Source organism: Metabacillus sp. GQ13 (genome assembly GCF_059758525.1).
Window position 1 is genome coordinate 204,476 of sequence record NZ_JCAXET010000002.1, and the last position, 25,063, is coordinate 229,538.

Consider the following 25,063-nt stretch of genomic DNA (forward strand, 5'->3'; position numbering starts at 1 on the left):
ACCTCCAATAAAAGATTAAGTAATCTTGAAAATTTAATTATTAACAAATAGTAGCAAACTATTTTATTTTTCGTATCCATTTTTTAACTATAGCTACATTTATTAACAAGAACGGGATAAAAAACTGAAAAAGAGGAAAGATTGTCTTTAGAACCATTTTCCCCTGGTTTAAATGATCAACTAAATTATCAGCTATCAGAATCGAGGTCATTATAATTAAAATACCAATTGGTATTATAAAAATACGGTGACTTTTCACATTAAATAAATCAGTTAAGCTAATTACTGCCGCATAAGAAAAAATGGTAACCTTAAAAAAAACGCCAATTATTAATACAATCATCTCGATTCCACTTAAACCTTGGATGAATTCTCCGATCTCTACTCTTTCTACTAGATCTAATAATGGAAACAGTACAATTTTTAATCTGTCAGTACCCAATGCAGTTATTTCGACGATAACAGTTAAGGTTAATATTATCCCGCTAACAATAAGGGCCATTAACCCATACTTTTTTCCATCTTTCTGATTATTCAGGTACGGAAAAATGACTGTAAAACAAATAAGCTCACCGTAAGGGAACATCACACGAGAAGGAAATGCAGTTGAAAATATCGTCTTCCATCCGTTTTCCAACACAGGAAGCAGGTTATCAATCCTGATGACATTTTTTGATATAACAGTTAGGACAAATGTAAAAAGTATCATAAATAAAATAAATCCAATATATAATTCTCCGGTTCTTGCTAATACTTCAATGCCTTTAAACAATGCATAGCATACAAGACCCATTAAAATTCCACTAATCAATAAAATGGGTGTTTCATTATATTTAAACAAGATAAGTTCAGTTACATCACGTAAATCTCTTGATGCCCCATATATAAAAAAGAGAACATATAAAAATCCAATTACAAATCCAACATGTTTTCCTAGAATCTTTTTCAAATAGCTCGTTAATACGAGGTTAGGATATTTAGAATATAAACTAAAGAGTATTAATAAAATTATAATCCCACCAGTCATTCCTAACACTTCAGCCAACCAAGCATCCTGTTCTGCTTCCACCCCTAACGGAACAATAAGGGCCGTTCCAAGCTCAAATAAGACAATTAAACTAAATAATTGAAATGAGCTTATTCTAGACTTTTCCATTTACATTTGCCCCTTATAAAACAGATTTACTTTGATTATCATCGTCAAAACCTATTCTTTATAAACAATGTGAACACACCAATTACTCATTTGGCTTAAAAGCTCTCTTTTATGAATAATGGGGCTTATCTACGTGAAGAATAATTTAAAAAACGCCCAGAGGTGTATTATGAGTTTCTTTAGGAAATCAAGAAGTGAAAAAGTAGGAGATTTGAAATACTCAAAACCTCAAACGGATGAACTATTTAACTATGAAAAGATAAAGGTAGATCTTAGTGAAAATATACGAATTATTAAAGATTCACTAGGCAATAGTGATGATATTATCACTCGAGAATTTCAAATTGGAGAAAAAGGAAAAATAAAATCAGCAATCTTCTATATAGAAGGTTTAACTGATGCAACTTCCATCCAGGATTTTATTCTCGAATCATTAATGATCCATTTAAAAAACATTCCTCTAGACCAAGAAGGGACAATAGATAAATACCCTTTCAAGACTTTGAAAGATTCAATTTTAACTGTAGGGGATTTAAAAGAGCTGTCAGATTTAGACACTTTATTCTCTTCTCTATTAGAAGGTAAAGTTGTCCTGTTGTTAAACGGTTTTACACATGGATTTGCTATTGGAATGGCAGGTGGAAAAGATCGTGGAGTGTCTGAAGCAACTAGTGAGAGTACAATACGGGGACCAAAGGAAGCATATTCAGAAAGTTTACGTACAAACACTGCATTACTTCGCCGCAAGATCAACAATAAAAACCTTTGGTTCGAGACGAGAAAGATTGGAACTATTTCAAAAACAAATGTTTGTATAGCATACATAAATGGGATTGTCAATGAGAAATTAGTTAAGGAAGTTAGAAAGAGACTTGATCGGATAGACATTGACAGTATTCTTGCTACAGGATATATAGAGGAATTAATTCAAGATGAAACCTATACACCCTTTCCAACTATCTTCAATACAGAGCGTCCTGATGTTACTGCAGCCGGTTTATTTGAAGGTCGCATCGCAATTTTTGTAGACGGGGCACCTAATACTTTGTTAGTGCCAGCACTTTTTATTCAATTTTTTCAAACACCTGAAGATTATTACCAACGCTCAGGTATTACCTCACTGCTTCGATTACTTCGCTTTCTTGGCTTTTTCATCGCATTATTCGGACCATCACTATATATTGCAATTACGACATTCCATCAGGAAATACTACCTACTCAGCTGCTTATTAGTTTGGCTGCCCAGCGTGAAGGTGTCCCATTTCCTGCTTTTATTGAGGCACTCATTATGGAGGTTACATTTGAAATATTACGAGAAGCTGGAGTACGTATGCCAAAAGCTATTGGACAAGCAGTTTCGATTGTTGGAACTCTTGTCATTGGAACTGCTGCGGTTGATGCGGGCATTGTTTCCGCTGCAATGGTTATTGTCGTGGCTATTACTGCTATATCAAGCTTTATCGTTGGCTCCTTCAATTTAGCTATTTCCGTAAGAATGTTACGTTTTTTATTTATGCCACTCGCTGCTTCTTTAGGGTTGTTTGGGATTATTGTAGGATTAATTGCCCTCAGTATTCATTTATGTAGCTTACGTTCGTTCGGTGTACCATATATGGCTCCTTTTGCACCTTTTATCTTAAAAGATCAAAAAGATGCCATACTTCGGTTTCCACATTGGGGAATGTCCTCTCGTCCTAGCTTAATTAGCCAGAAAAATGTGAGTCGAGATGACACACCTTCACCTAAACCAGATGATCAAAAGAAAAAGTAGTTTTTTAAAAAGTAGGATATGGAAGGAGAATTCTTCAAATGAAAAGAAAAATAGGTTTATTTATTATTTTCATCTTTTTCCTTACCTCATTAACAGGTTGTTGGAATCGAAGGGAATTAAATGAAATCGCTATTATGGTTGGAATGGGAGTAGATAAATCAGATAATCAATATACTGTTACAGCACAAGTGGTTAGCCCGGGTGCAGTCGCTTCCAAAGAAAGGGGGGGGAAAGGATCACCAGTTATTACATTGCATGAAAAAGGAGATACCCTTTTTAAGGCTATAAGAAAAATAACAACCATTTCTCCAAGGAAAATTTATGGAGCTCACCTTCAAATTCTTGTAATTGGTGAAGAGCAAGCTAAAGAGGGTATCGGTGAGATGCTTGATTTTTTTTTAAGAGATCATGAAATGGGGACCGATTTTTTCGTTGTGATAGCAAGAGATTCGACAGCAGAAAATATATTAAAAGTTCTAACACCATTAGAGGTTCTTCCTGCAAACAAACTATATTCGTCTCTTGAGACTTCTGCTCAAGAATGGGCACCAACAATAACAGTGACATTAGATAAACTCATTGGAGAAATCGCAAGTGATGGGATTCATCCTAAACTAACTGGAATTGTAATCGAAGGGAAAAACCATGAAGGAGAACTGAAAGAAAACGTCGAACAAATTCATCCTAATGTCGAATTACAATTTAACAATATTGCCGTTTTTAAGGAAGATAAGTTAGTTGGTTGGTTGAATGAAGATGAAAGCAAAGGACTAAATTATATCCTTGGAAATGTTCAAAGTACTCTTGGTGAACTTGCTTGTCCAGATGAAAAAGGTACAATTGGGATAGAATTAATTCGGACAAAAGCAAAACTAAAAGGAAATGTTGAGAAAGGAACCCCTAAAGGAACGGTTGAAATAAAAGCCAAAGGTAACATAGGCGATGTTGGATGCAAAAAGCTTGATATAACAAACCCAAAAACTATCGATGAGTTAGAAAAAAGATCAGAACAAGATATTACAAAGTTAATTAATATGGCCATTTCTAAAGCCCAAGATTTTGAAGTCGACATTTTTGGTTTTGGTGAAGCCATTCACCGTTCAAATCCTGAATATTGGAAAAATGAAAAGAATGATTGGGATAAAAAATTTATTTCCATGCCAGTTGATGTTAAAGTAAAGCTTGAAATTAAAGGGATGGGGACAATAGGTAATTCTCCGATGAAAAAGTAATTAGGGGGTAGAATATTACTTCTGCAAAAAAAGTATAAAAATAACATTAAACTTCAAGTGAATATATAGCAGAAATAGCTTAAAAGGTGAAAATCCCTCATTTATTTCCACTTTGTCATTTACAATTGTGAAAACTAAATCGTTTTTAACATAGAATGAAATAAAGGGTAAGTTGAATTTTAAAAACTCCTCCTTTGCTAAGTGAAAAGCTCTCTTTATATGCCTATTGTTCTTTGTTCCGTCCACTTTTACTAGCTGTACTTGTGTATTATGCAAAGGTTCTAAGTCTTAATGCTAAAATAAAGGATTTTGAAGCATAAGGATTGATTATGAAATAAGGGAAATCCAAATAATTGTTATTTCACATTCATTTTGTTTTATCCTTAGGCTCTTTTCTAAAAGTTTGTTGCTCTATAGTACTATGTAAATTCAAGCAATCTCCAGTGGGATATCAGAGTAATTTAGCGAAAAGAGCAAGAAGATATACGTACAACTTGTACATTATTACGTTGTACGGAAAACAACAATCTTTGCGAAAACAGCCTTTCCTTAAAAAGGAACGAACCTAATGATTCATTCTTAGATCAACAAGGGTTCAATAATAACGAGGAAAGTAAAACCCTTGTTTTTTTCCTTTAAATTAAGTACACTACGTTTAAATTCTATTTTTTTTCGGGGGCTAGTGGAAGCTGGCTGAGATTGCAACTATTCCGTTGCTGACCGTGATAACCTGTTGGATAATGCCAGCGTAGGGAATGTGATTAGGTAAACTATGAGCACTTTGCGCCTTGCAAAGTGCCTTTTTTGGTTTCATTTTTAAATGCTTAAATCTGCTTTATTTCACTTCAACTTACAAGAAAGATAAAAGGTATCTGCAATATGTGGATAACTACATAATGAATTTTTTGTGGGGAAAATCACATACATTCAACTAAGAAATTTTACAAAAGAGAGGATAAATCTAAATTGAGTCAAGAAATCGTCAATCGTGTTCTTCAATTTATTGAGAATGATGACCCATCTGAAGATGAATTTAACGATCATGCTTTACAATTATTCCGTTATCAATACAAACATAACATTCCATATCAAATGTACTGCCGTCAAAAAGGGAAAACACCTCGAATGGTTAAGAAATGGAAGGATATCCCTGCTGTCCCGATTAATGCATTTAAGGGACTTACCTTAAGCTGTGAAGATCCAGAAAAAGCAGAAGATGTGTTCATGACTAGTGGGACTACAAAGGGTATAAGAGGGAAGCATTATCATCCCGTACTAGAAGTTTACAACCAGTCCATGTTGAAAAATTTTAAAGCTCGCTTTATGAATGGACATGACCGAATGAAAATGGGAATTCTCTTTCCAAATGAAGAGGAAATGCCAAACTCATCTTTGTCACATTATTTAGCATTGGCTTTTCAAGAATGTGGAACAAGTGCTAGCCACTATTTTGTAAATGAGGAGGGCTTACAAATTGAGCCATTGCTGCGAGAACTTGAACAAGCTATACATTCTAATGAGCCGTTTGCCCTTCTTGGAGCATCATTTAGCTTTGTTCATTTGTTTGAAGAGCTAAAAGCGCGTGGAAGGTCATTTACCTTACCAGCAGGAAGTAGAATATTAGACACAGGTGGCTTTAAAAATAAATCGAAGGAACTAGATTTAGAAACGTTTTACTCACAATTATCAATGTTATTAGGTGTTGATACATCTCTTTGTATCAATATGTATGGCATGACAGAGCTTAGTACGCAATTTTATGATAATGGCAATACTGTTGTTCCATCAGTTAAGTCAGGTCCTCATTGGATTCGAACGAGAGTGGTCAATCCATTAACAGGAGAAGAAGTGGCTAAAGGGGAAAAAGGAGTGTTAGTTCATTGTGATATAGCAAACTTTAATTCTGTGACAACGATTTTAACAGAAGATCTCGGAATGGAAAAAGAAGAAGGTTTTCTGTTATTAGGTAGAGTTCAAGGAGCAGAAGCGAAAGGATGCTCGATTGCTGTTGATGAGTTCCTCCGTGCATCAAAGGGGTTTTCTTAATGAAGGAAATAGCTGGCTATCTTCCTTCTTTTCAAAAAGAAGAGCTTGAATATAAAACATTAACATTTGAGGGGAAATCAGAGAAGGTAGAAGTTCAAGTTCCGGTATTATCTGACAGGCAAACAGACACAGTTGTAGCAATGGTGAAAAAGGCTAGTGCCACTTTACTTAAGACACTAACCGTAACTGAAATCGTTCAAATTATAGATCGAGTTATTGAACAGCTTCTTGATCGAAGAAATCCCTACCGTCAAAAAGCGGAAAAACTATTACCAATCGTGACAGGTTATGATGAAGAACTAATAAGAATCGGACTTACCCATTACTTGAAAACATTTCGCAAGCAAAATTTGCAACGTTTTCTAGTTGAGGATTTTGGAAATCCATTGATCCTGGATGACTTTCAGCCAAGGGTTAAAAGAGGATATTCTAAAGCAGTTGGAGCTGATTTGACGGTGCAAATTTGGGCAGGAAATGTACCTGCTCTACCGCTTTGGAGCTTCATATCGAGTCTTTTAGTAAAATCGGGTACGATCGGAAAGCTACCTAGTGCTGAACCTTTATTTGCCGGCTGGTTTGCAAAAATGTTGGTAGAAGTAGAACCAAGACTTACAAATTGTTTTGCCGTTATCTGGTGGCAGGGTGGAGATGTAGAAAAGGAACGACAGCTGTTTCAACAAGCAGATATCGTTTTAGCATATGGTGGAAACAAATCACTAGAATCGATTAAAAGTCGTGTACCTATTACAACTCGCTTCCTTCCCTTTGGCCATAAAATAAGTTTCGGAATGGTTTCAAAGGTAAGTCTTGACTCACGAAAGGCATCGAAAACGGTACGTGATTCAGCATATGATGTGATTCGATATGATCAGCAAGGCTGTTATTCCCCACATATGTTTTACGTACAAAAGGGCGGGAATGTATCGCCAAGAGAGTTTGCTAGATATTTAGCCCATGAACTAGAGGGCTTTAAGAAAAGATATCCTCGTAGATCTCTCTCTATCGAAGAAGGAGCAAGTCTTGCAGAATGGAGACAAAATGAAGAGTTTAGCATGATTACAAATCTAGAAAAAGAAGTATTAGGGGGAGAAAGTGGTTCGTGGACCGTTGTTTTTGGAGGTAGTGAAGCAGAACTAACACCAAGTTGTTTAAATAGGGTGATTAAAGTCGTTGAAGTGGACGAGTTACATGATGTCATACCGATGATTGAAACCCATCGATCATATCTTCAGACAGTAGGCATTGCTGCAACTCCTTATGAGTTATTTTCCATTACTGAATTATTAGGAAGAGCAGGTGTAACACGTATAACGGGTCTCGGAAATATGACATCTCCCGAAGCAGGATGGCATCATGATGGACGCTTTAATTTACTTGATTTAGTGAACATGGTTGATCTAGAACATAGTGCAGAAGAGTATGCAGAAAGTTTGGCTTTATATGTAGATTAGGAGATGACAGCATGAGTTTTTTAGTCATTGACAACGTAACATATAGTTACGAAGGGGAAAAAACAATTATCGAAGATACGTCATGGGAGATTAAACAAGGGGAGTTTCACAGTTTATTAGGTAGAAGCGGATGCGGTAAAACAACCCTATTAAAACTAGCATCGGGACTATTACAGCCCAATCAAGGAGCGGTCTACTTAGGGAAAGAGAAAGTAGTGAAGCCATCCTCTGAGATTGGCTATGTTTTTCAGTCGCCAACTTTATTGGAATGGAAAACAGTGGTTGAAAATGTCCTCCTGCCTATCAAGCTGAAAAGAAGACCAACGACAGAAGAATGTGAACGAGCAAAAAAATTATTAAATATGATGAAGCTAGATGGTTACGATCATCACTACCCTTCAGAACTTTCTGGAGGACAGCAAAGTAGAGTAGCAATTGCACGTGCACTTATAAAAAATCCTTCCATGCTCTATTTGGACGAGCCTTTTGCAGCATTAGACGCCCTTACAAGAGAAGATCTACAGGATGACCTTTTAACCCTTTGCCAGCATCATAAGATGACCGTATTATTTATTACTCATGATATATCTGAGGCCGTTTATTTATCCGATCGCGTTGCTGTGATGAGTGCTGGGGCAATCACTTATGATTTAAAAGTGACGGGCACAAAATCACGTAGCGCAGCTGACAGATATAGTTCGGCATTTAACGAAGATTGCTTGAGGGTAAGAAATGCAATGAATGGAGGAAGAGTATGAGAAAGCATCAACTTTATTCATTTCTTCTTTTCATTGTTTTGATAGTATGTTGGGAGATAATAGCAAGCTCAATGTCAGAGCTTATTTTGCCAGCACCTTCAGTTGTTGTAGTTGTGCTATGGGAAGGAATGGTCACGGGTTATTTATTACCACATATTTACCGTACTATCTTAGAAGTCTTGTTAGGACTTTTTTTTGGAAGTCTTTTAGGATTACTAACCGGTATTCTAATGGGTGAAAATCAATTTATACGTCGCCTTCTTCTTCCCTATGTGATTGCTAGTCAAGCTGTTCCAAAGCTTGCTTTAGCACCTTTATTCATTTTATGGTTCGGGTTTGGAATGACGTCTAAAGTTGTGATTACAGCACTTATATGCTTTTTTCCCTTGTTGGAAAATACAATGACGTCGATTCAACAGACAGATTTGAATAAGAAAGAGTTATTTCGCGTGTTGAATGCTACAAAATGGCAAACATTAATCCATCTTAAACTCCCTGCGGGCTTGCCTGGCATTTTTGCTGGATTTCGAGTGGCTGTTGTCTTAGCAATTGTTGGAGCTGTTGTTGGTGAGTTTATTGGAGGCAGTGAAGGCTTAGGCGCAATGATTATCGCATCTCAAGGAATGATGGATACACCACTGATGTTTGCCATCCTTATTTTACTGACTTCCTTAGGAATGATTCTTTATGAGGTCGTTCATTTATTAGAAAAATGGCTTTTAAAGCCAATGATGAAGGAGACAAAAAGATGAAAGCAATCATGAATATCCTGGTCGTCGTTCTTTTATCCATTTTAACAGCATGTAATAATGGTTCAACTGAACCAGCACAAGAAGAACCAAAGGCAAATGAAGAGGCATTAGAAGAAATTCGTGTGGCGAGCTGGAGTCAACCAATCACAGAGCAAACTAATTTACTTGTAGAAGAAGAGAAGAAATTCTTCGAGGAACAAGGGTTAAACATGACATTTATTCCTGGTGCTGGTGGAGGAGATGCCATAAAAAACATCATTTCTGGACAAGCTGATATTGCTTTTACAGACCCAGGCTCCCTTTTCTTTGCCTTAGACAAAGGAGAGAAATTAAGAGTTATTTACAATATCTATCCTCAAAATGTTTTTAACATTGTTTCATTAAAGGAGGAAAATATTACAAAGCCAGAAGATTTAAAGGGAAAAACAATTGGCGTGTATAGTCTTTCAAGTGGAACTAGACAAAATTTATTAGTGTTGTTACATGAGGCTGGCTTAACAGAAGCTGATGTGAAAATTGTTGAAACTGGATTATTAAATTTTGCTCCATTAATGCAAGGACAGGTCGATGCGACAGCTGCTACTGACACGGGATTATATACGGGTAAACAAAAAGGACTTGGAGAAGTGAATGTTATAGAGGTCAAAGACTTCTTAAACTTTCCAAGTGATGTCTTTGTTGTAACCGAGGAAACATACCAGAAGAAAAAACAGCTTTTACAAAGTTTTTTAGTCGGCTATAAAAACAGTGCTGAATGGATGATAAACAATCCAGAGGAAGCAGCAACTTTAGCAGTAAAATATGCAATAGACGGGAAAGAGGAAACGAATAATATAGAGATTATTACTATTCGAAATGCCTCAAGCATCTCGGCGACAACAGATGAAAGAGGACTTGGTTCATTTGATATAGAAGTGCTTCAGGAGTCGGCAGATACTTATAAGCGATTAGGTATGGTTGAAAACTCACTTAACATGGAGGAAATTGTAACGGAAGAACTCATTCAAAAAAAAATAACAGGAGATAGATGATGAAATTCCAAAAAAAAGTTGTACTTGTTACTGGATCAAGCCGTGGGATTGGGGAGTCACTTGCACAAGGTTTTGCTAGGGAAGGGGCTACTGTTGTAGTCAACTATCTGCAAAATCAAGCAGCTGCTGAAAAGGTTGTTTCAACGTGCATTGAACTTGGTGGTGATTCATGGGCGATTCAAGCAGACGTTACCAAAGAGCAAGCCGTGAATGAGATGGTGGATGAAATCCTACTTGAAACAGGCAAGATTGATGTTGTTGTGAACAATGCATTTAAACCATATTTCTTTAATCCTGACCAACGCAAATTAGCTTGGCAATTAACCTGGGAAGATTACCAGGAACAACTAGATGGAACATTACGTTCTACCTATTATGTATGTCAAGCAGTGCTTCCTACAATGAAAAAACAAGCACAAGGAAGCATTATTAATATGGTAAGTAATTTAGTCGAACGTCCTATTATCCCCTATCTAGACTATACAACGGCTAAATCTGCTTTAGTTGGTTATAGTAAAAATTTAGCTGCTGAGCTAGGAGCTTTTGGAATTCGAGTGAATTGTGTCGCACCAGGACTTGTCTATCCAACCGATGCTAGCCGGGATACAAAAGAGGACGTAAAAGAAATGATTATTTCTCAAACACCTTTAAGAAGACTTGCTTCCCCAAGTGATATCGAAGGGCCAGTTTTATTTTTAGCTTCTGAGTGGAGCAAATTTATGACAGGACAGACACTGTTTGTGGACGGTGGACTTGTGATGAAGTGAAAAGGGTAAAGAAAGGACTAAATAAAAATGGACACAGTACAAATCGAAAATACGTTAAAAAAGGTTAGAAAGTTAAATCCACTTGTACATAACATTACAAATGTCGTTGTAACAAATTTTACGGCGAATGGACTTTTAGCATTAGGAGCCTCACCTGTAATGGCTTATGCAAAAGAAGAAGTGGCAGATATGGCAAAGATTGCAGGTGCCCTTGTTGTGAACATCGGAACACTGTCACATGATGAAATCGAGGCAATGATTATTGCAGGAAAGTCAGCAAATGAACATGGTGTACCTATTATTTTTGATCCAGTTGGTGCAGGTGCTACTCCGTACCGAACTGAAACATCACGACGAATCGTAAAGGAATTATCCATTTCCATCTTAAGAGGAAATGCAGCTGAGGTATCGAATGTGATTGGAGAAAAATGGGCGATCAAAGGAGTAGATGCTGGTGAAGGGACTGGCAATACAGTTGAATTAGCCCAAATCGCAGCAAAAAAGCTTCATACGACTGTAGTGATTACTGGAAAAGATGATGTAATAACAGATGGAGAAACGACTTATGTTGTTCACAATGGCCATCCGATCTTAACGAAAGTAACAGGAGCTGGTTGTTTATTAAGTTCGGTCATTGGCGCCTTTTCAGCTGTTGAAAAGGATTTGCTGCTCGCATCAGTATCGGCTCTTGCAACATATGGTGTTACGGCAGAACTATCAGCAAAACAAACAGCAGAAGAGGGGCCGGGAAGCTTTCAAATTCAATTGCTAAATAAATTAGCCAGCATTTCATCTGAAGAAATACGCAAATATGCAAATGTAGAAAAATTGTAATAGGTGAGTGAGGGAGGCTGGAAAAAATGACAATAGGCAAGGCATTAACAATTGCAGGTTCAGATAGTGGCGGTGGTGCAGGCATTCAAGCAGATTTAAAAACCTTTCAAGAGTTAAATGTGTTTGGTATGTCAGCGATCACAGCAGTGACAGCACAAAATACACTTGGTGTTCATGGTGTGTACCCTTTATCTGTTGAGGCAGTCGTTAAGCAAATCGAGGCAATTGGTATAGATATAGGTACAAGCGCAGTCAAAACGGGCATGTTGTTTAGCAGTGAGATCATTCATGCTGTTTCTGCATGTATCGATAGGTTTAAGTGGGAAAATATTGTTATCGACCCCGTTATGATTGCAAAAGGAGGAGCTTCCTTACTAAAAGATGAAGCGATCGTTGCGATGAAAGAACAGCTCATACCTTTAGCTATGGTTATAACACCGAATATACCTGAAGCAGAAGTGTTAGCAGAAATGAGTATCGATACAATAGATGATCGTTTAGAAGCAGCAAAACGAATACATCAGCTAGGAGCTAAACATGTTGTCATGAAAGGTGGCCATGGCAAACAAACTGAGTTAGTTGACATTTTATATGATGGACTCGAGTTTACTTATTTTAAAGGGAAACGTATAGAAACGAAAAATACACATGGCACCGGGTGTACCTTTGCCGCTGCAGTGACAGCAGAGTTAGCAAAAGGAAAATCAGTTAAGCAGGCGGTTGTAACAGCGAAACTCTTTATTCAAGCAGCGATTGAAGACGATCTAGAAATCGGCAGTGGTCATGGACCAACTAATCATTGGGCTTATCAAAATAGACTAAGAGGGGGGAAATAGTTTGTCAAGGATCTCTAAAGAACAGATGAGAAAGTTGTTGAACGTCTATTTCATCATGGGAAGTAATAATTGCCAAAAGGACCCAACATATGTCCTTGAACAAGCGATTAAAGGAGGAATTACCCTCTTTCAGTTTCGGGAAAAAGGGTCAGGTGCCTATACTGGAGATGAAAAATATCAGTTTGCCAAACAACTACAAGCCATTTGTAATGAAAACAATATTCCATTTATTGTGAACGATGATGTTGAATTAGCACTTTCACTTGATGCAGACGGGATACATATCGGGCAAGATGATGACTCAGCCGAAGCGGTCAGACAGAAAATAGGAGACAAAATTCTCGGTGTCTCTACTCACTCCCTTGCAGAAGTGGAAAAAGCAATAGCTGAAGGTGCGGATTACGTCGGAATTGGACCGATCTACTCAACTACAACGAAGGAAGATGCAAAAGCCGCTCAAGGAACAACTCTTATCCAAGAAGTTCGTTGCCATGACATTGACATACCAATTGTCGGGATCGGTGGAATTACAGCAGGAAACGCTCCACCTGTCATAACAAGTGGGGGAGACGGTGTCGCAGTCATTACAGCAATAAGTCTAGCAAAAGATCCAGTGGAAAAGGTTAGTGAACTAAAAAAGATTTGAGATCGACGGGGACAGTCCCCTGGAAATAAGAGAAAATTCCTAGTTCTATCTAAATAGTAGGAGAATAGAATTTAGTTATAAATAGTCTTATTTTCCTGATTGTGAATGTAAATCTATCTTTTACATTCTATTATTCTAAAATTTACATTCTACCTTTAATGTGAGAGTTGTACTTACATAAAGGAGTGAAAAGTAGAATGATAAAACAATTAAAAAGAACGGGAATACTTTGTTTGGTGTTTGGATTTGCCCTACATACAGGTTTACCTGGTGCTCTTGCATCTGATCAGTCAAACTCACCAACACCAGATACTAAGCTATTAAATGTTGCCCATCGTGGTGCATCAGGCCATGCACCAGAGCACACAATGGAATCTTATCTGTTGGGCGAGAAAATGAAAGGGAATTATATCGAAATTGACCTTCAAATGACAAAGGATGGACACCTTATCGCAATGCATGATGAAAAAGTCGATCGTACAACAAACGGAACTGGATTAGTCAAAAACATGACACTCGAAGAAATTAAGAAGTTAGACGCAGGATCATGGTTTAATGAAACCTATCCTCAATCTGCAAAAGAAGAATACGAGGGGCTCCAAGTGCCAACAGTAGAAGAAGTGTTTGAAACGTTTGGTCGAGGTGCTGACTACTATATTGAAACAAAATCACCGTCTGTTTATCCAGGTATGGAGGAGAAACTACTTGAATTGCTAGAAAAATATAAACTAACAGGTGTTAATGGCCGTTCAAGTCATGTGATCATCCAGTCCTTCAGTTCAGAAAGTTTAATAAAGATAAATAAACTCAACTCAAACATTCCATTAGTACAGCTTCTATCGTACTCGAGCCCAGCATCCATTACTGATTTGCAAGTAGCTACTATAAAAGAATATGCTGTGGGTGTGGGTCCGAATTTTAAACGAATCGACCAGGAATATGTAGAAAAGGTTAGAGAGAGCGGTCTTCAAATTCATCCTTATACAATAAATTCGAAGGATGATATGAAAAAGGCCTTACAGTGGGGAGTAAACGGTATATTTACGAATTTCCCAGACCTCTTTCATGATGTTTTAAAGGAATTTACTAGTAAGAAATAAGAGGGAAAAACTAGTAGATTTATTTTCTACTAGTTTTTTTCTTATCCTATATTTTGGAGATTTATCTTCGATTGGACAAAAGCGACAAATCTACCTTTCGATTCACTTGTTAAGATATATGTATAGGTTAGAAGAACAAGCAACTTTTCCAATGTTGCTTGTTTTTTTCACTTAAAAAGCATAGAGAAAAGAATGGTGTGCAGAATGATGTTCCCTATCTGATTTTATAAGATATCGTCATTAAAAACCAATAAATTAGACAAAAATAAAGATAAACAAACATATTACAAAAACAAAAACATATAATATCAAATAAAAACGGATGATTATTCTGTGGAAAAGTAGTATACTCAAAAAAAAGGAAGCTACTCCTAAATAAATGGGGGAATGAAAATGAAAGTATCTTTATTTATTACATGTCTAGCAGATGTCTTTTACTCAAACGTTGGAAGACACACTGTCGAGTTGCTAGAAAAACTAGGCTGTGAAGTTGATTTTCCAGAACAACAAACATGCTGTGGTCAGCCTGCATATAATAGTGGTTATCATAAGGAAACAAAAGAAGTAGCGAAACATATGATTCGGACCTTTGAGAAGTCGGATTATGTAGTAGGTCCTTCTGGCTCATGTGTGGCTATGCTTCACGAATATAGTCATTTGTTTGAAAATGAACCAAAATGGAAGGAAAAAGCAGAGGTTTTAGCAAGTAAATCATATGAATTGACCCAATTTATAGTTGATGTATTAAAGGTAGAAAACGTGAATGCTAGTTTGCCAGCATGTGCAACTCTCCATAAATCATGTCATATGACACGTTTACTTGGTGTAAAGGATGCACCTGGAAAACTTTTAGATCATGTAGAGGGCTTGGAAGTTAGACCACTTACAAATAGTCATGATTGTTGTGGGTTCGGAGGGACGTTTTCTGTGAAAATGGTGCCAATTTCAGAGCAAATGGTCGATGAAAAAGTGCAGCATATTGAAGAAACTGGAGCAGAAATTCTAATTGGTGCTGATTGCGGTTGCTTAATGAATATCGGAGGACGTATAAATCGAAAAGGGAAACAAATCAAGGTTATGCATATTGCTGAAGTATTGAATAGTGAGGTGAAGTAATTATGGCAATGAAAATTGGCGAGGATAAGTTTTTTGAACGTGTAGATAAAGGTGTTCAAAATACATTTATGAGAAATGCTGTTGCTTCTGCTCAAGAGAGAATGCAAGGAAAGAGACAGACGGCTACTGAAGAACTTGGTAACTGGGAAGAATGGCGAATGCTTGGTGAGGAAATTAGAACGCACACGCTTGAAAATCTTGATTATTATTTAGAACAGCTTAGTGACAATGTCACAAAGCGCGGTGGCCATGTCTTTTTTGCTTCAACAAAGGAAGAAGCAAATGAGTATATTACCAATATAGCAAAAGAAAAACAAGCAAAAAAGGTAGTGAAATCGAAGTCAATGGTAACGGAAGAAATTAATTTAAATGGTGCATTAGAAGAGGCTGGTTGTGAGGTCATTGAAACGGATTTAGGGGAATACATACTTCAGCTTGATGACCATGATCCACCCTCACATATTGTTGTGCCAGCACTTCATAAAAATAAAGAACAAATTCGTGATACGTTTAAAGAAAAGCGCGGCTATGATAAGTCAGAAATACCCGAAGAGCTTGCCCTTTTTGCAAGAGAGCAACTACGTCAAGAATTTCTTAGTGCAGATCTAGGAATAACAGGCTGTAATTTTGCAGTTGCAGAATCTGGATCGATTAGTCTTGTCACGAATGAAGGTAATGCTGGACTTATAACCGCTTTACCTAAAACGCAAATTACCGTGATGGGCATGGAACGCATTGTCCCTACATGGGAAGAGCTTGATATCATGGTAAGTTTACTTTGTAGAAGTTCTGTTGGACAAAAGCTTACAAGCTATATAACAGGTTTAACAGGTCCTAAAGCTGATGGAGAAGTTGATGGACCAGAGGAATTTCACCTTGTCATTGTTGATAATGGTCGGTCAAAAATTCTAGGTACAGAGTTTCAAAGTGCCCTAAATTGTATCCGTTGTGCAGCGTGTGTCAATGTATGTCCTGTTTACCGACATATTGGTGGCCATTCATACGGTTCTATCTATGCAGGACCAATTGGTGCCGTGTTAACACCATTATTAGGAGGATATGAGGACTATAAAGAGCTTCCATATGCATCCTCTTTATGTGCGGCATGTACAGATGTGTGTCCAGTGAAAATACCACTTCATGAATTATTAATTAAACATAGAAGAAAAATTGTAGAGGATGAGAAGAAATCACCATTTGCAGAAAAGCTTGCGATGAAGGGCTATCAATTAGCTGCTAGTTCACCAAGTATTTATAAGGCAGGAACGAAATCCGCGTCAACGGTTATGGCACCATTTACACAGGCAAATAGTATTCAAAAAGGACCTGGGCCAATGAAGCCATGGACAGATGTTCGTGATTTTCCAGCACCTAATAAAGAAAGATTCAGAGATTGGTATAAAAAAAGAGACAAAGGAGGGGAATAGAAATGGCAGAAGGACAAATCCATAATCGTGACTCTTTTTTAAGTACGGTTGCAGAAAAACTAGGCAGACCAAGAAGAACAGCGGTATCAAAACCAGTGTGGACAAGGGCTCCTCAGTATGATGTGTTAAAAGATGCTACACAAGATGAATTAGTTGAAGTATTAAAGAAACATTGTGAAGTCATTCATACCCAATTCATTGAAACTAATTCAAAGGATCTTACGCAAAAAATCCGTGAAGTTTTCGATCAATATGAGGTTGGTAGTGTTGTCACGTGGAACGATGTGCGGCATAAACAGTTTGGTTTAGAAGAAGGGTTATTGAAGGATCTACCTAATGAGAATATTGATGTGCATATCTGGGATCCCGCTCTTAAAGGGAAGAATATCGAATTAGCAGAAAAAGCAGATGTGGGTATAACTTTTAGTGATATGACGCTTGCAGAATCGGGAACGGTTGTTTTGTTTAGTAGTGAAAATAAAGGGAGATCTGTAAGCTTATTACCGAAAACCTACATTGCCATTGTTCCCAAGAGTACACTCGTTCCAAGAATGACGCAAGCTACCTCATATATAAACAAACAAATACAAGAAGGAAAAAACATATCTTCTTGTATTGACTTTATTACAGGTCCAAGTAATAGTGCTGACATTGAATTGAACTTAGTTGTAGGCGTTCATGGACCAATTAAAGCAACGTATATTTTTGTTAATGATAAATAATATCAAAAATAAACAAAAAACATATTCAAAAATAAACAAACATGATATATAATTAAAAGCAGATAATCAAACAAAAACAGATGTAAACAATAAGGGAGGAAAACAAAATGGTACAAAGTTTATGGAATAAGGGAAAAGCAGCTACATTAACTCAAGGAGTAGAAGAACTAGTATATCGCTCTAACTTAATTGGTACAGATCGTTCTGTATGTAACTGGGGCGGCGGGAATACTTCAATGAAAACAATTGAAAAGGATTTTCGTGGCCGTGATGTAGAGGTTATGTACGTAAAAGGTAGCGGATCAGATTTAGCAACAATGAAAACTGAAAATTTTACTGGTTTAAAAATGGATGATATTCGCCCGTTAATCGAGCGTGATGAAATGCCAGATGAAGAAATGGTTGCGTATCTTGCACATTGTATGATCGATAGCAAGCATCCTCGTGCATCTATTGAAACACTATTGCATGCATTCCTACCATTTAAACATGTTGACCATACACATCCAGATGCAATCATCAGCGTTTGTTGTGCGGATAATGGACGACAAATTGCTGAAGAAATTTACGGGGATCGTTTTGTGTGGGTTCCATATGTTCGCCCAGGTTTTACTTTATCAAAAATGATTGCTGAAGGTGTTAAAAATAATCCAAATGCAGAGTTAGTTTTAATGGAAAAGCACGGTTTAGTTGTTTGGGGAGAAACTGCATTAGAAAGCTATGAAAAGACAATTTCAGTCATTAACGAAGCAGAACAATATATTCAAGCTAAAGTAGTAGAAGAAACTGTATTTGGTGGACAAAAATTCGAAGAACTATCAGTAGAAGAACGCAAAAATGTACTAGCTCAAGTTATGCCTGTGATTCGTGGTGCAGTTAGTGATGAAAAGAAAATGCTTTTAACATATGACGATGCTGAAGATGTTCTACAATTCGTAAACAGCATTAATGCTCCAGAGCTATCACAGGTTGGTGCAGCATGTCCTGATCATTTAGTTCATACAAAAATGACGCCTTTATACATTGATTGGAATCCACAAACGGAGGATGTTACTAGCTTAGTAGAAAAAGTAAAAGCTGGAATAGAAAGCTTTAAAGAAGAATATATTGCATATTTTAATCGAAATAAAAATGAAGGGGACCAAATTTCTGAAACAGCACCACGTGTTATATTAATTCCTGGTGTAGGAATGGTTAACTCTGGTAAAAATGTAGCAATGGCAAACGTTAGTGGCGCTTTATACCATCGTGCAATTGCCGTAATGAAAGGCTCTACTACTCTAGGAAGCTTCGTTTCATTAAATGAAAACGAGTCTTACAATGTGGAGTACTGGCCATTAGAGCTTTACAAATTATCATTGGCTCCTGCTGAAACAGAGTTTTCAAGAAAGGTAGCATTTGTAACAGGTGGTGCAGGTGGAATCGGGAGTGAAACTTGCCGTCAATTTGTTTCACAGGGTGCACATGTTGTCATCGCTGATCTTAATCTTGAAGGAGCCGAAAAGGTAGCAGCAGAAATTAACGAGCAGTATGGTGAACATCGTGCCGTTGCCGTTAAAATGGATGTAACAAATGAAGAAGCCGTAGAAGCAGCACTTGCACAAACAGCTTTAACATTTGGTGGCGTAGATGTGATCGTAAACAATGCGGGTCTTGCTACATCAAGTCCATTTGATGAAACATCTTTAAAAGAATGGAACCTTAATATGAATGTACTTGGAACTGGCTATTTCTTAGTTGCACGTGAAGCATTCAAACAAATGAAAACTCAAGGAACTGGTGGTAATATGGTGTTCATTGGTTCGAAAAACTCTGTTTATGCTGGTAAAAATGCAGCGGCATACAGCTCTGTTAAAGCAATGGAGACCCACCTTGCAAGATGTATTGCAGCAGAAGGTGGAGAGTTTGGGATTCGTGTAAACTCAGTGCTTCCAGATGCGGTTTTACAAGGATCAGCAATTTGGGGATCTAGCTGGAGAGAAGACCGCGCTGCAGCTTACGGTATCGAACCTGATCAATTAGAAGAGCACTATCGCAAGCGTACAACATTATTAGTCAATATCTATCCAAAAGATATTGCACAATCTATTCTATTCTTTGCTTCATCTAAATCAGACAGAACCACTGGTTGTATGTTAACAGTTGATGGTGGAGTTCCGGCAGCATTTACAAGATAAGATCATATTAAATGTCAAGGTGTAATAGGATTTGTTTATCTATTGCACCTTGTTTTATAATAAGCCTCTTTTCTAAAGTTTGTTGTTCTAGTACGAATGAAAATCGCCTTTTGGATTTTTATGATCTAAATTGAAATTATGTCCATAGAAATAGCAGAGTAATTTAGCGAAAAGAGTAAGAAGATATACTTAAAACGTGTAGATTAGTCCTTTGTACTTAAAAATAACAATCTTTGCGATAACAGCCTATAAAATAAAATTTATTTTTAATAATTAGATCAATATGGGGCTTTGCTTTAATAATTCACTATGCAATAATTATAGTTTAGAGCTTACAAGCGTATAAGGGAAAGACTTTTATCAGACTTTTTGCAGGTATGCTCAAAACTCATATATATAAATTTTTTTATGGTGAGTGACTGGGAGGATGATATCAGATGCTTGTAGCAGAAAGACATCGAGAAATTGTTAAAGTTGTAAACGAAAAATTAAGTGTAAGAGTAACAGAATTAAGTAAGATCTTTAAAGTTACCGAAGAAACAATAAGACGTGATCTGGAGAAATTAGAAAAAGAGAATTTGCTGCTACGAAGTCATGGTGGTGCTGTACGTATAAAAGAAGAACAATCAGAAGTTTCTTATGCAGAGAGAGAAATAACAAACTCAATGGAAAAGAAGGCTATTGCCATAGAGGCTGTAAAGTTAATTCAACCGGGAGATCAAATTGTATTAGATGCAAGTACAACTGCGTGGTATATGGCAAAAGAAATGCCGGATATACCATTAACAATTCTCACGAACTCAATAAAAGTTGCGGTAGAACTCAGCAAAAAGGAACAGGTAAATGTGATTTCAACAGGTGGTATGCTCCAACCAAAATCTCTTTCATTCGTAGGTCCTTTAGCGGAAAGGTCCCTAAGCATGTATCACGTAAATAAAGCGTTTATTTCCTGTAAGGGAGTACATGTTGGTAGTGGATTAAGTGACTCAAATGAATGGCAGGCGTTGTTAAAACGACGAATTATGTCGATAGCTGACCAAACAATTTTAATGGTCGATTCGACTAAATTTGGTGTGAGAACTTTTGCTCAAATAACGGATATTCAACAAATATCTTGTATAATTGCTGATTCAAAAGTTAAAGAAACGTACCGGAGAGAATTTGAAGAAAAAGGTATAAAAATTAAGACCGTCGAGGTTAAAGATTAAAACGGGGTAGCTAATGACTATTTCGTTTTTTTCTTTAAGGTTTTTTAAAAGCACACAGAATGACAAAATGAGGGATCATCATGAAATCTGACATTTTACAAGAATTATTGCGTTTGACAGATGAAGAAAAGTTGATGCTACAACAAAAGAATGAAGTGAATAGGGAGCTATATACGAGTAAGGAACATTTTATTGTTGAAAGTGAGAAGTTTCTTAGTAACAATAGAGTGATTATGGTACGCAAGCATGCTAGATTCGTGCATTTTCCTAAGCACAAGCATGATTATATAGAAGTCAATTATGTCTTCAATGGAACACTTAACCAAACGGTTGGAAATGAGAAGCTTACATTAAAAAAAGGAGATTTTCTCTTCTTAAATCAACATATTGAGCATGAGCTTGAATCATGTGGTCAAGAGGATATTATTATTAATTTTATTATAAAACCCGAATTTTTCTCCTTTATTTTTTCTTACTTAACGACCGAGAATTTAATAACCAATTTCCTTATCAATAGTCTATTTGATCAAACTCAAAATGGACAATATCTCTACTTTGCTGTATCAGAGATTCGAAGTATTCAAGAGTTAATAGGGAAAATAATCATCGAATTCATGAATCCATCGATTATGTCTGAATCAACGATTAAATTATATATGGGCTTGTTGATGGTTGAGTTAATCAAGCATTCAGATAAGGTTCGATATAAAGAAGATTCTCATAAACATCAATTAATAGTCGAATCATTAAAATATATCGAAAGGAACTTTCAGAATGGCTCATTATATGAACTGGCCGAAATCTTAAATCAACCACATTATCGGGTTAGCAAGGAAATAAAAAAGGCAACAAAATTCACGTATAAAGAATTGCTTCAGGAAAAAAGATTAAATGTTGCAAAGGAATTATTAGAAAATACCTCATTATCTATTTCAGCTATTATTGAGCAGGTGGGATATGAAAATATCAGTTACTTTTATCGTGTATTTAAGAGCAAATACGGATATACTCCAAAGCAATTTAGAGAACAACTAAGAAAGTGATTAGCTATATAACCTAAGACACAAATAGGGTATATAGTTTTTTTATTATAAAGCGGATGGCAAATAAGGACAGTAAAAATATTAAATTAAGATATAGGAACTTACATAAAACTGTTTTATTATATAATATAGCAAACGCTTTCAATAGAGAGGTGAAATTTATGAGTAAATATAGCTTAGCGGTAGATATAGGGGCTTCTAGTGGAAGATTAATTCTCGGGCATCAAGAGAAAGGTAAGCTAATATTAAACGAAATTCATCGATTTGAAAACAAAATTGTTCAAAAGGGTGAGCAATTCTGTTGGGATGTAGAGAAGCTATTCAACGAAATAAAGACAGGAATAAACAAATGTCTAGATCTAGATATTAAGCCTGAAAGTATCGGAATTGATACATGGGCCGTTGACTTTGTCTTACTTGATGAAAATAACGAGCCTTTAACAGATGCTGTTGCATACCGCGATCCAAGAACTGACGGAATGCTAGAAGAGGTTTTTAACATCATTCCAAAGGATAAGCTCTATTTTGAAACGGGTATTCAATTTCAAAAATTCAATACCATATATCAGTTATATGCATTAAAACAAAAGTCTCCTGAGATTCTTGAGAGGGCAAAATCATTTCTCATGATTCCTGATTATTTTAACTTTTTATTAACAGGTAAAAAAGCAAACGAATACACAAACGCAACATCAACACAGTTAGTGAACGCATTTACAAAAAAATGGGATCATGACATATTAGATCAATTAGGGATCAATAAAGATATGTTTCACGAAATTCTACCTCCAAAAACGATTCTAGGAACATTATCAGAAGAACTAGTATCAGAGTTTGGTTTTGATATGAAGGTTGTTTTACCTGCAACACATGATACTGGTTCTGCTGTTATATCTGTTCCTGAACTAGATGATACAATTTACATTAGTTCTGGTACATGGTCATTAATTGGAGTGGAGAACCGTTTCCCGATTTGCGTTCCGAAAGCGCTTGAGTACAATTTTACAAATGAAGGCGGTATTGATTATCGTTTCCGTTTTCTTAAAAATATTATGGGTCTTTGGATGATCCAAGAAGTAAAACGCAATTATCTCGACAAATATTCCTTCGCAGAATTAGTTGAACTTGCTCGAGAAGAAGAAAATTTTCAATCAATTGTAAATGTGGATGATGATCGTTTTTTAAAGCCTGAAAACATGGTTGAAGAAATTCAACGTTATTGTCAAGAATCAAATCAACAAATCCCGCTAACACCAGGACAAATCGCGAAATGTGTTTATGATAGCTTGGTAGATAGCTATAAACATGGCATCCAAGAAATTGAGGAAATCTTCGAAAAGAGATTTTCTAAGATAAATGTCATTGGAGGGGGCTGCCAAAATGAAATGCTAAATCAAATGATTGCGAATGTAACAAATAAAGAGGTATGTGCCGGACCAATAGAAGCAACAGCAATTGGGAACATTGTGGCACAATTATTGGCCCTTAGAGAAATAGAAGACTTCCAGCAAGCGAGAGCGATGATAAAAGATTCTTTCGAAGTAAAAAAATATAATCCACAGTTAGTGAGAGGATGATGAATATGTCAATCAAAGAAAGCTATCAATTAGCTAAAAAGGAATACGAGAAGTGGGGCATTAATGTCGAGGAAGTACTTGAACAGTTGAAACAGGTACCAATTTCAATCCATTGCTGGCAGGGTGATGATATTGGAGGGTTTGAAGTAAATAAAGCTGAGTTGTCTGGAGGAATTGATGTAACCGGGAATTATCCTGGTAAAGCAAAAACACCTGAAGAATTAAGAAGTGATCTAGAAAAAGCACTAACGTTAATCCCTGGTAAACACCGAGTAAACTTACATGCTATTTATGCTGAAACAAACGGTGAAACAGTCGAAAGAGACCAGCTCGAACCTAAGCACTTTGAAAATTGGGTGAATTGGGCAAAAGAGAATGGATTAGGTCTGGACTTTAATCCAACATTGTTTTCACATGAAAAGTCAGCGGATGGTCTAACATTATCACATCCTAATCAGGAAATTAGAGAATACTGGATCAATCACTGTATTGCGAGTCGTAAAATTGCCGAGTACTTCGGAAAAGAACTCGGAACACCGACCTTAACAAATATCTGGATACCGGACGGTTATAAAGATGTACCGAGTGACCGTTTAACACCAAGAGTACGTTTAAAAGAGTCTTTAGATAAAATCTTCGAAGAGCAAATTGATGAGAGATATAATATTGATGCGGTTGAAAGTAAATTATTTGGTATCGGATCAGAATCATATGTTGTTGGTTCACACGAATTCTATTTAGGATATGCTCTAAAAAATAACAAGCTATGTCTATTAGATACTGGACATTACCATCCAACAGAAATGGTTTCGAATAAAATATCTGCAATGCTTCTATATAGTGAGAAGTTAGCATTACATGTTTCAAGACCAGTACGTTGGGATAGCGATCACGTAGTCACACTTGATGATGAGCTAAAAGAAATTGCTCTTGAAATTGTTCGTAATGATGCATTAGACAAAGTTATGATCGGTCTTGATTTCTTTGACGCAAGTATTAACCGTGTTGCGGCTTGGACAATCGGTACTCGTAACATGATTAAAGCTTTACTCAATGCAATGCTTGTGCCAAATGACCACTTAAAACAATTACAAGAAGAAGGAAACTTCACAGATAGATTAGCTCTCATCGAAGAATTTAAAACGTATCCATTTGGGGCTATTTGGGATTATTACTGTGAGCAAATGGGTGTTCCGGTGAAGGAAACTTGGTTAGAAGATGTGAAAAAGTATGAGAAGGATGTACTTTCGCAAAGATCATAGAAGGAAAGGAAGGAGACTAATCTTGAGGTTAGTTTCCTTTTATTATTTGACGTCTAAATTTTATAAATAAATTTACTAAAGAACAATCTCTAATTGTATAATTTATAGAGGTAGTCTTTTTTGATTAATTTGTAGTTGTTGGACTATTTTC

The 25,063-nt window shown here is 36.5% G+C and carries 21 protein-coding genes; 20 read left to right on the top strand and 1 reads right to left on the bottom strand.

From position 1 onward, the window contains the following. Positions 1-58 precede the first annotated feature (58 nt). Positions 59-1,156 (bottom strand): GerAB/ArcD/ProY family transporter, encoded by a 1,098-nt coding sequence (locus tag AC6CHR_RS03200; RefSeq protein ID WP_498247035.1) that lies wholly within the window; start codon positions 1,154-1,156, stop codon positions 59-61. Positions 1,157-1,325: 169 nt separating this feature from the next. Between AC6CHR_RS03200 and AC6CHR_RS03205 the strand changes: the two genes are divergently transcribed. From AC6CHR_RS03205 to rhaA, 20 genes are all read left to right on the top strand, one after another. Beyond that, positions 1,326-2,927: a spore germination protein gene (locus AC6CHR_RS03205; RefSeq protein ID WP_498247036.1), complete on the top strand. Its 1,602-nt coding sequence runs from the start codon at positions 1,326-1,328 to the stop codon at positions 2,925-2,927. Between the two features lie 38 nt (positions 2,928-2,965). Beyond that, on the top strand, positions 2,966-4,159 hold the full coding sequence (locus tag AC6CHR_RS03210) for a Ger(x)C family spore germination protein (RefSeq protein ID WP_498247037.1): 1,194 nt from the start codon (positions 2,966-2,968) through the stop codon (positions 4,157-4,159). Positions 4,160-5,125: 966 nt separating this feature from the next. Then, positions 5,126-6,205, top strand: coding sequence for a LuxE/PaaK family acyltransferase (locus tag AC6CHR_RS03215; protein ID WP_498247038.1), 1,080 nt, complete (start codon positions 5,126-5,128; stop codon positions 6,203-6,205). Next, on the top strand, positions 6,205-7,656 hold the full coding sequence (locus AC6CHR_RS03220) for an acyl-CoA reductase (protein ID WP_498247039.1): 1,452 nt from the start codon (positions 6,205-6,207) through the stop codon (positions 7,654-7,656). The genes AC6CHR_RS03215 and AC6CHR_RS03220 overlap by 1 nt, the downstream gene beginning before the upstream one ends. An 11-nt stretch (positions 7,657-7,667) precedes the next feature. Continuing rightward, positions 7,668-8,414 carry an ABC transporter ATP-binding protein gene (locus tag AC6CHR_RS03225; RefSeq protein ID WP_498247040.1) on the top strand — a complete coding sequence of 249 codons (747 nt, stop codon included), beginning with the start codon at positions 7,668-7,670 and terminating at the stop codon, positions 8,412-8,414. Then, complete coding sequence (locus AC6CHR_RS03230; protein ID WP_498247041.1) at positions 8,411-9,166, top strand: ABC transporter permease; 756 nt, start codon at positions 8,411-8,413, stop codon at positions 9,164-9,166. Before AC6CHR_RS03225 ends, AC6CHR_RS03230 begins: the two co-directional genes overlap by 4 nt. Continuing rightward, positions 9,163-10,197, top strand: a complete 1,035-nt coding sequence (locus AC6CHR_RS03235) for an ABC transporter substrate-binding protein (RefSeq protein ID WP_498247042.1) — start codon at positions 9,163-9,165, stop codon at positions 10,195-10,197. The genes AC6CHR_RS03230 and AC6CHR_RS03235 overlap by 4 nt, the downstream gene beginning before the upstream one ends. Then, entirely contained in the window at positions 10,194-10,964 is a 771-nt protein-coding gene (locus AC6CHR_RS03240) for an SDR family oxidoreductase (protein WP_498247043.1), read from the top strand. The genes AC6CHR_RS03235 and AC6CHR_RS03240 overlap by 4 nt, the downstream gene beginning before the upstream one ends. Positions 10,965-10,991: 27 nt before the next feature. After that, the gene (thiM, locus tag AC6CHR_RS03245; RefSeq protein ID WP_498247045.1) at positions 10,992-11,798 is read left to right on the top strand and encodes a hydroxyethylthiazole kinase; all 807 of its coding nucleotides are present in this window, start codon (positions 10,992-10,994) and stop codon (positions 11,796-11,798) included. A gap of 26 nt (positions 11,799-11,824) precedes the next feature. Then, entirely contained in the window at positions 11,825-12,634 is an 810-nt protein-coding gene (thiD, locus tag AC6CHR_RS03250) for a bifunctional hydroxymethylpyrimidine kinase/phosphomethylpyrimidine kinase (protein ID WP_498247046.1), read from the top strand. Between the two features lies 1 nt (position 12,635). Further along, on the top strand, positions 12,636-13,280 hold the full coding sequence (gene thiE / locus AC6CHR_RS03255) for a thiamine phosphate synthase (protein ID WP_498247047.1): 645 nt from the start codon (positions 12,636-12,638) through the stop codon (positions 13,278-13,280). 197 nt (positions 13,281-13,477) lie between these two features. Continuing rightward, positions 13,478-14,380, top strand: coding sequence for a glycerophosphodiester phosphodiesterase (locus AC6CHR_RS03260; RefSeq protein WP_498247049.1), 903 nt, complete (start codon positions 13,478-13,480; stop codon positions 14,378-14,380). A 393-nt stretch (positions 14,381-14,773) separates the two neighbouring features. Then, entirely contained in the window at positions 14,774-15,496 is a 723-nt protein-coding gene (locus tag AC6CHR_RS03265; protein ID WP_498247050.1) for a (Fe-S)-binding protein, read from the top strand. Between the two features lie 2 nt (positions 15,497-15,498). Then, on the top strand, positions 15,499-16,923 hold the full coding sequence (locus AC6CHR_RS03270; protein ID WP_498247051.1) for a LutB/LldF family L-lactate oxidation iron-sulfur protein: 1,425 nt from the start codon (positions 15,499-15,501) through the stop codon (positions 16,921-16,923). Between the two features lie 2 nt (positions 16,924-16,925). Beyond that, positions 16,926-17,645, top strand: a complete 720-nt coding sequence (locus AC6CHR_RS03275) for a LutC/YkgG family protein (RefSeq protein WP_498247052.1) — start codon at positions 16,926-16,928, stop codon at positions 17,643-17,645. Between the two features lie 107 nt (positions 17,646-17,752). After that, a complete protein-coding gene (locus tag AC6CHR_RS03280) occupies positions 17,753-19,822 on the top strand; it encodes a bifunctional aldolase/short-chain dehydrogenase (RefSeq protein WP_498247053.1) in 2,070 nt (689 codons plus the stop codon). 437 nt (positions 19,823-20,259) lie between these two features. Continuing rightward, on the top strand, positions 20,260-21,030 hold the full coding sequence (locus tag AC6CHR_RS03285) for a DeoR/GlpR family DNA-binding transcription regulator (RefSeq protein ID WP_498247054.1): 771 nt from the start codon (positions 20,260-20,262) through the stop codon (positions 21,028-21,030). A gap of 80 nt (positions 21,031-21,110) precedes the next feature. Then, a complete protein-coding gene (locus AC6CHR_RS03290) occupies positions 21,111-22,073 on the top strand; it encodes an AraC family transcriptional regulator (RefSeq protein ID WP_498247055.1) in 963 nt (320 codons plus the stop codon). A gap of 161 nt (positions 22,074-22,234) precedes the next feature. Further along, positions 22,235-23,650, top strand: a complete 1,416-nt coding sequence (rhaB, locus tag AC6CHR_RS03295; protein WP_498247056.1) for a rhamnulokinase — start codon at positions 22,235-22,237, stop codon at positions 23,648-23,650. A 5-nt stretch (positions 23,651-23,655) separates the two neighbouring features. Further along, the gene (rhaA, locus tag AC6CHR_RS03300; RefSeq protein WP_498247057.1) at positions 23,656-24,912 is read left to right on the top strand and encodes an L-rhamnose isomerase; all 1,257 of its coding nucleotides are present in this window, start codon (positions 23,656-23,658) and stop codon (positions 24,910-24,912) included. Positions 24,913-25,063: the final 151 nt, after the last annotated feature.

Coding starts and splice junctions, on each gene's coding strand:
- AC6CHR_RS03200 (WP_498247035.1), bottom strand. CDS start 1,156: ATGGAAAAGTCTAGAATAAGCTCATTTCAATTATTTAGTTTAATTGTC.
- AC6CHR_RS03205 (WP_498247036.1), top strand. CDS start 1,326: ATGAGTTTCTTTAGGAAATCAAGAAGTGAAAAAGTAGGAGATTTGAAA.
- AC6CHR_RS03210 (WP_498247037.1), top strand. CDS start 2,966: ATGAAAAGAAAAATAGGTTTATTTATTATTTTCATCTTTTTCCTTACC.
- AC6CHR_RS03220 (WP_498247039.1), top strand. CDS start 6,205: ATGAAGGAAATAGCTGGCTATCTTCCTTCTTTTCAAAAAGAAGAGCTT.
- AC6CHR_RS03225 (WP_498247040.1), top strand. CDS start 7,668: ATGAGTTTTTTAGTCATTGACAACGTAACATATAGTTACGAAGGGGAA.
- AC6CHR_RS03230 (WP_498247041.1), top strand. CDS start 8,411: ATGAGAAAGCATCAACTTTATTCATTTCTTCTTTTCATTGTTTTGATA.
- AC6CHR_RS03235 (WP_498247042.1), top strand. CDS start 9,163: ATGAAAGCAATCATGAATATCCTGGTCGTCGTTCTTTTATCCATTTTA.
- AC6CHR_RS03240 (WP_498247043.1), top strand. CDS start 10,194: ATGATGAAATTCCAAAAAAAAGTTGTACTTGTTACTGGATCAAGCCGT.
- thiM (WP_498247045.1), top strand. CDS start 10,992: ATGGACACAGTACAAATCGAAAATACGTTAAAAAAGGTTAGAAAGTTA.
- thiD (WP_498247046.1), top strand. CDS start 11,825: ATGACAATAGGCAAGGCATTAACAATTGCAGGTTCAGATAGTGGCGGT.
- AC6CHR_RS03260 (WP_498247049.1), top strand. CDS start 13,478: ATGATAAAACAATTAAAAAGAACGGGAATACTTTGTTTGGTGTTTGGA.
- AC6CHR_RS03265 (WP_498247050.1), top strand. CDS start 14,774: ATGAAAGTATCTTTATTTATTACATGTCTAGCAGATGTCTTTTACTCA.
- AC6CHR_RS03270 (WP_498247051.1), top strand. CDS start 15,499: ATGGCAATGAAAATTGGCGAGGATAAGTTTTTTGAACGTGTAGATAAA.
- AC6CHR_RS03275 (WP_498247052.1), top strand. CDS start 16,926: ATGGCAGAAGGACAAATCCATAATCGTGACTCTTTTTTAAGTACGGTT.
- AC6CHR_RS03280 (WP_498247053.1), top strand. CDS start 17,753: ATGGTACAAAGTTTATGGAATAAGGGAAAAGCAGCTACATTAACTCAA.
- AC6CHR_RS03285 (WP_498247054.1), top strand. CDS start 20,260: ATGCTTGTAGCAGAAAGACATCGAGAAATTGTTAAAGTTGTAAACGAA.
- AC6CHR_RS03290 (WP_498247055.1), top strand. CDS start 21,111: ATGAAATCTGACATTTTACAAGAATTATTGCGTTTGACAGATGAAGAA.
- rhaB (WP_498247056.1), top strand. CDS start 22,235: ATGAGTAAATATAGCTTAGCGGTAGATATAGGGGCTTCTAGTGGAAGA.
- rhaA (WP_498247057.1), top strand. CDS start 23,656: ATGTCAATCAAAGAAAGCTATCAATTAGCTAAAAAGGAATACGAGAAG.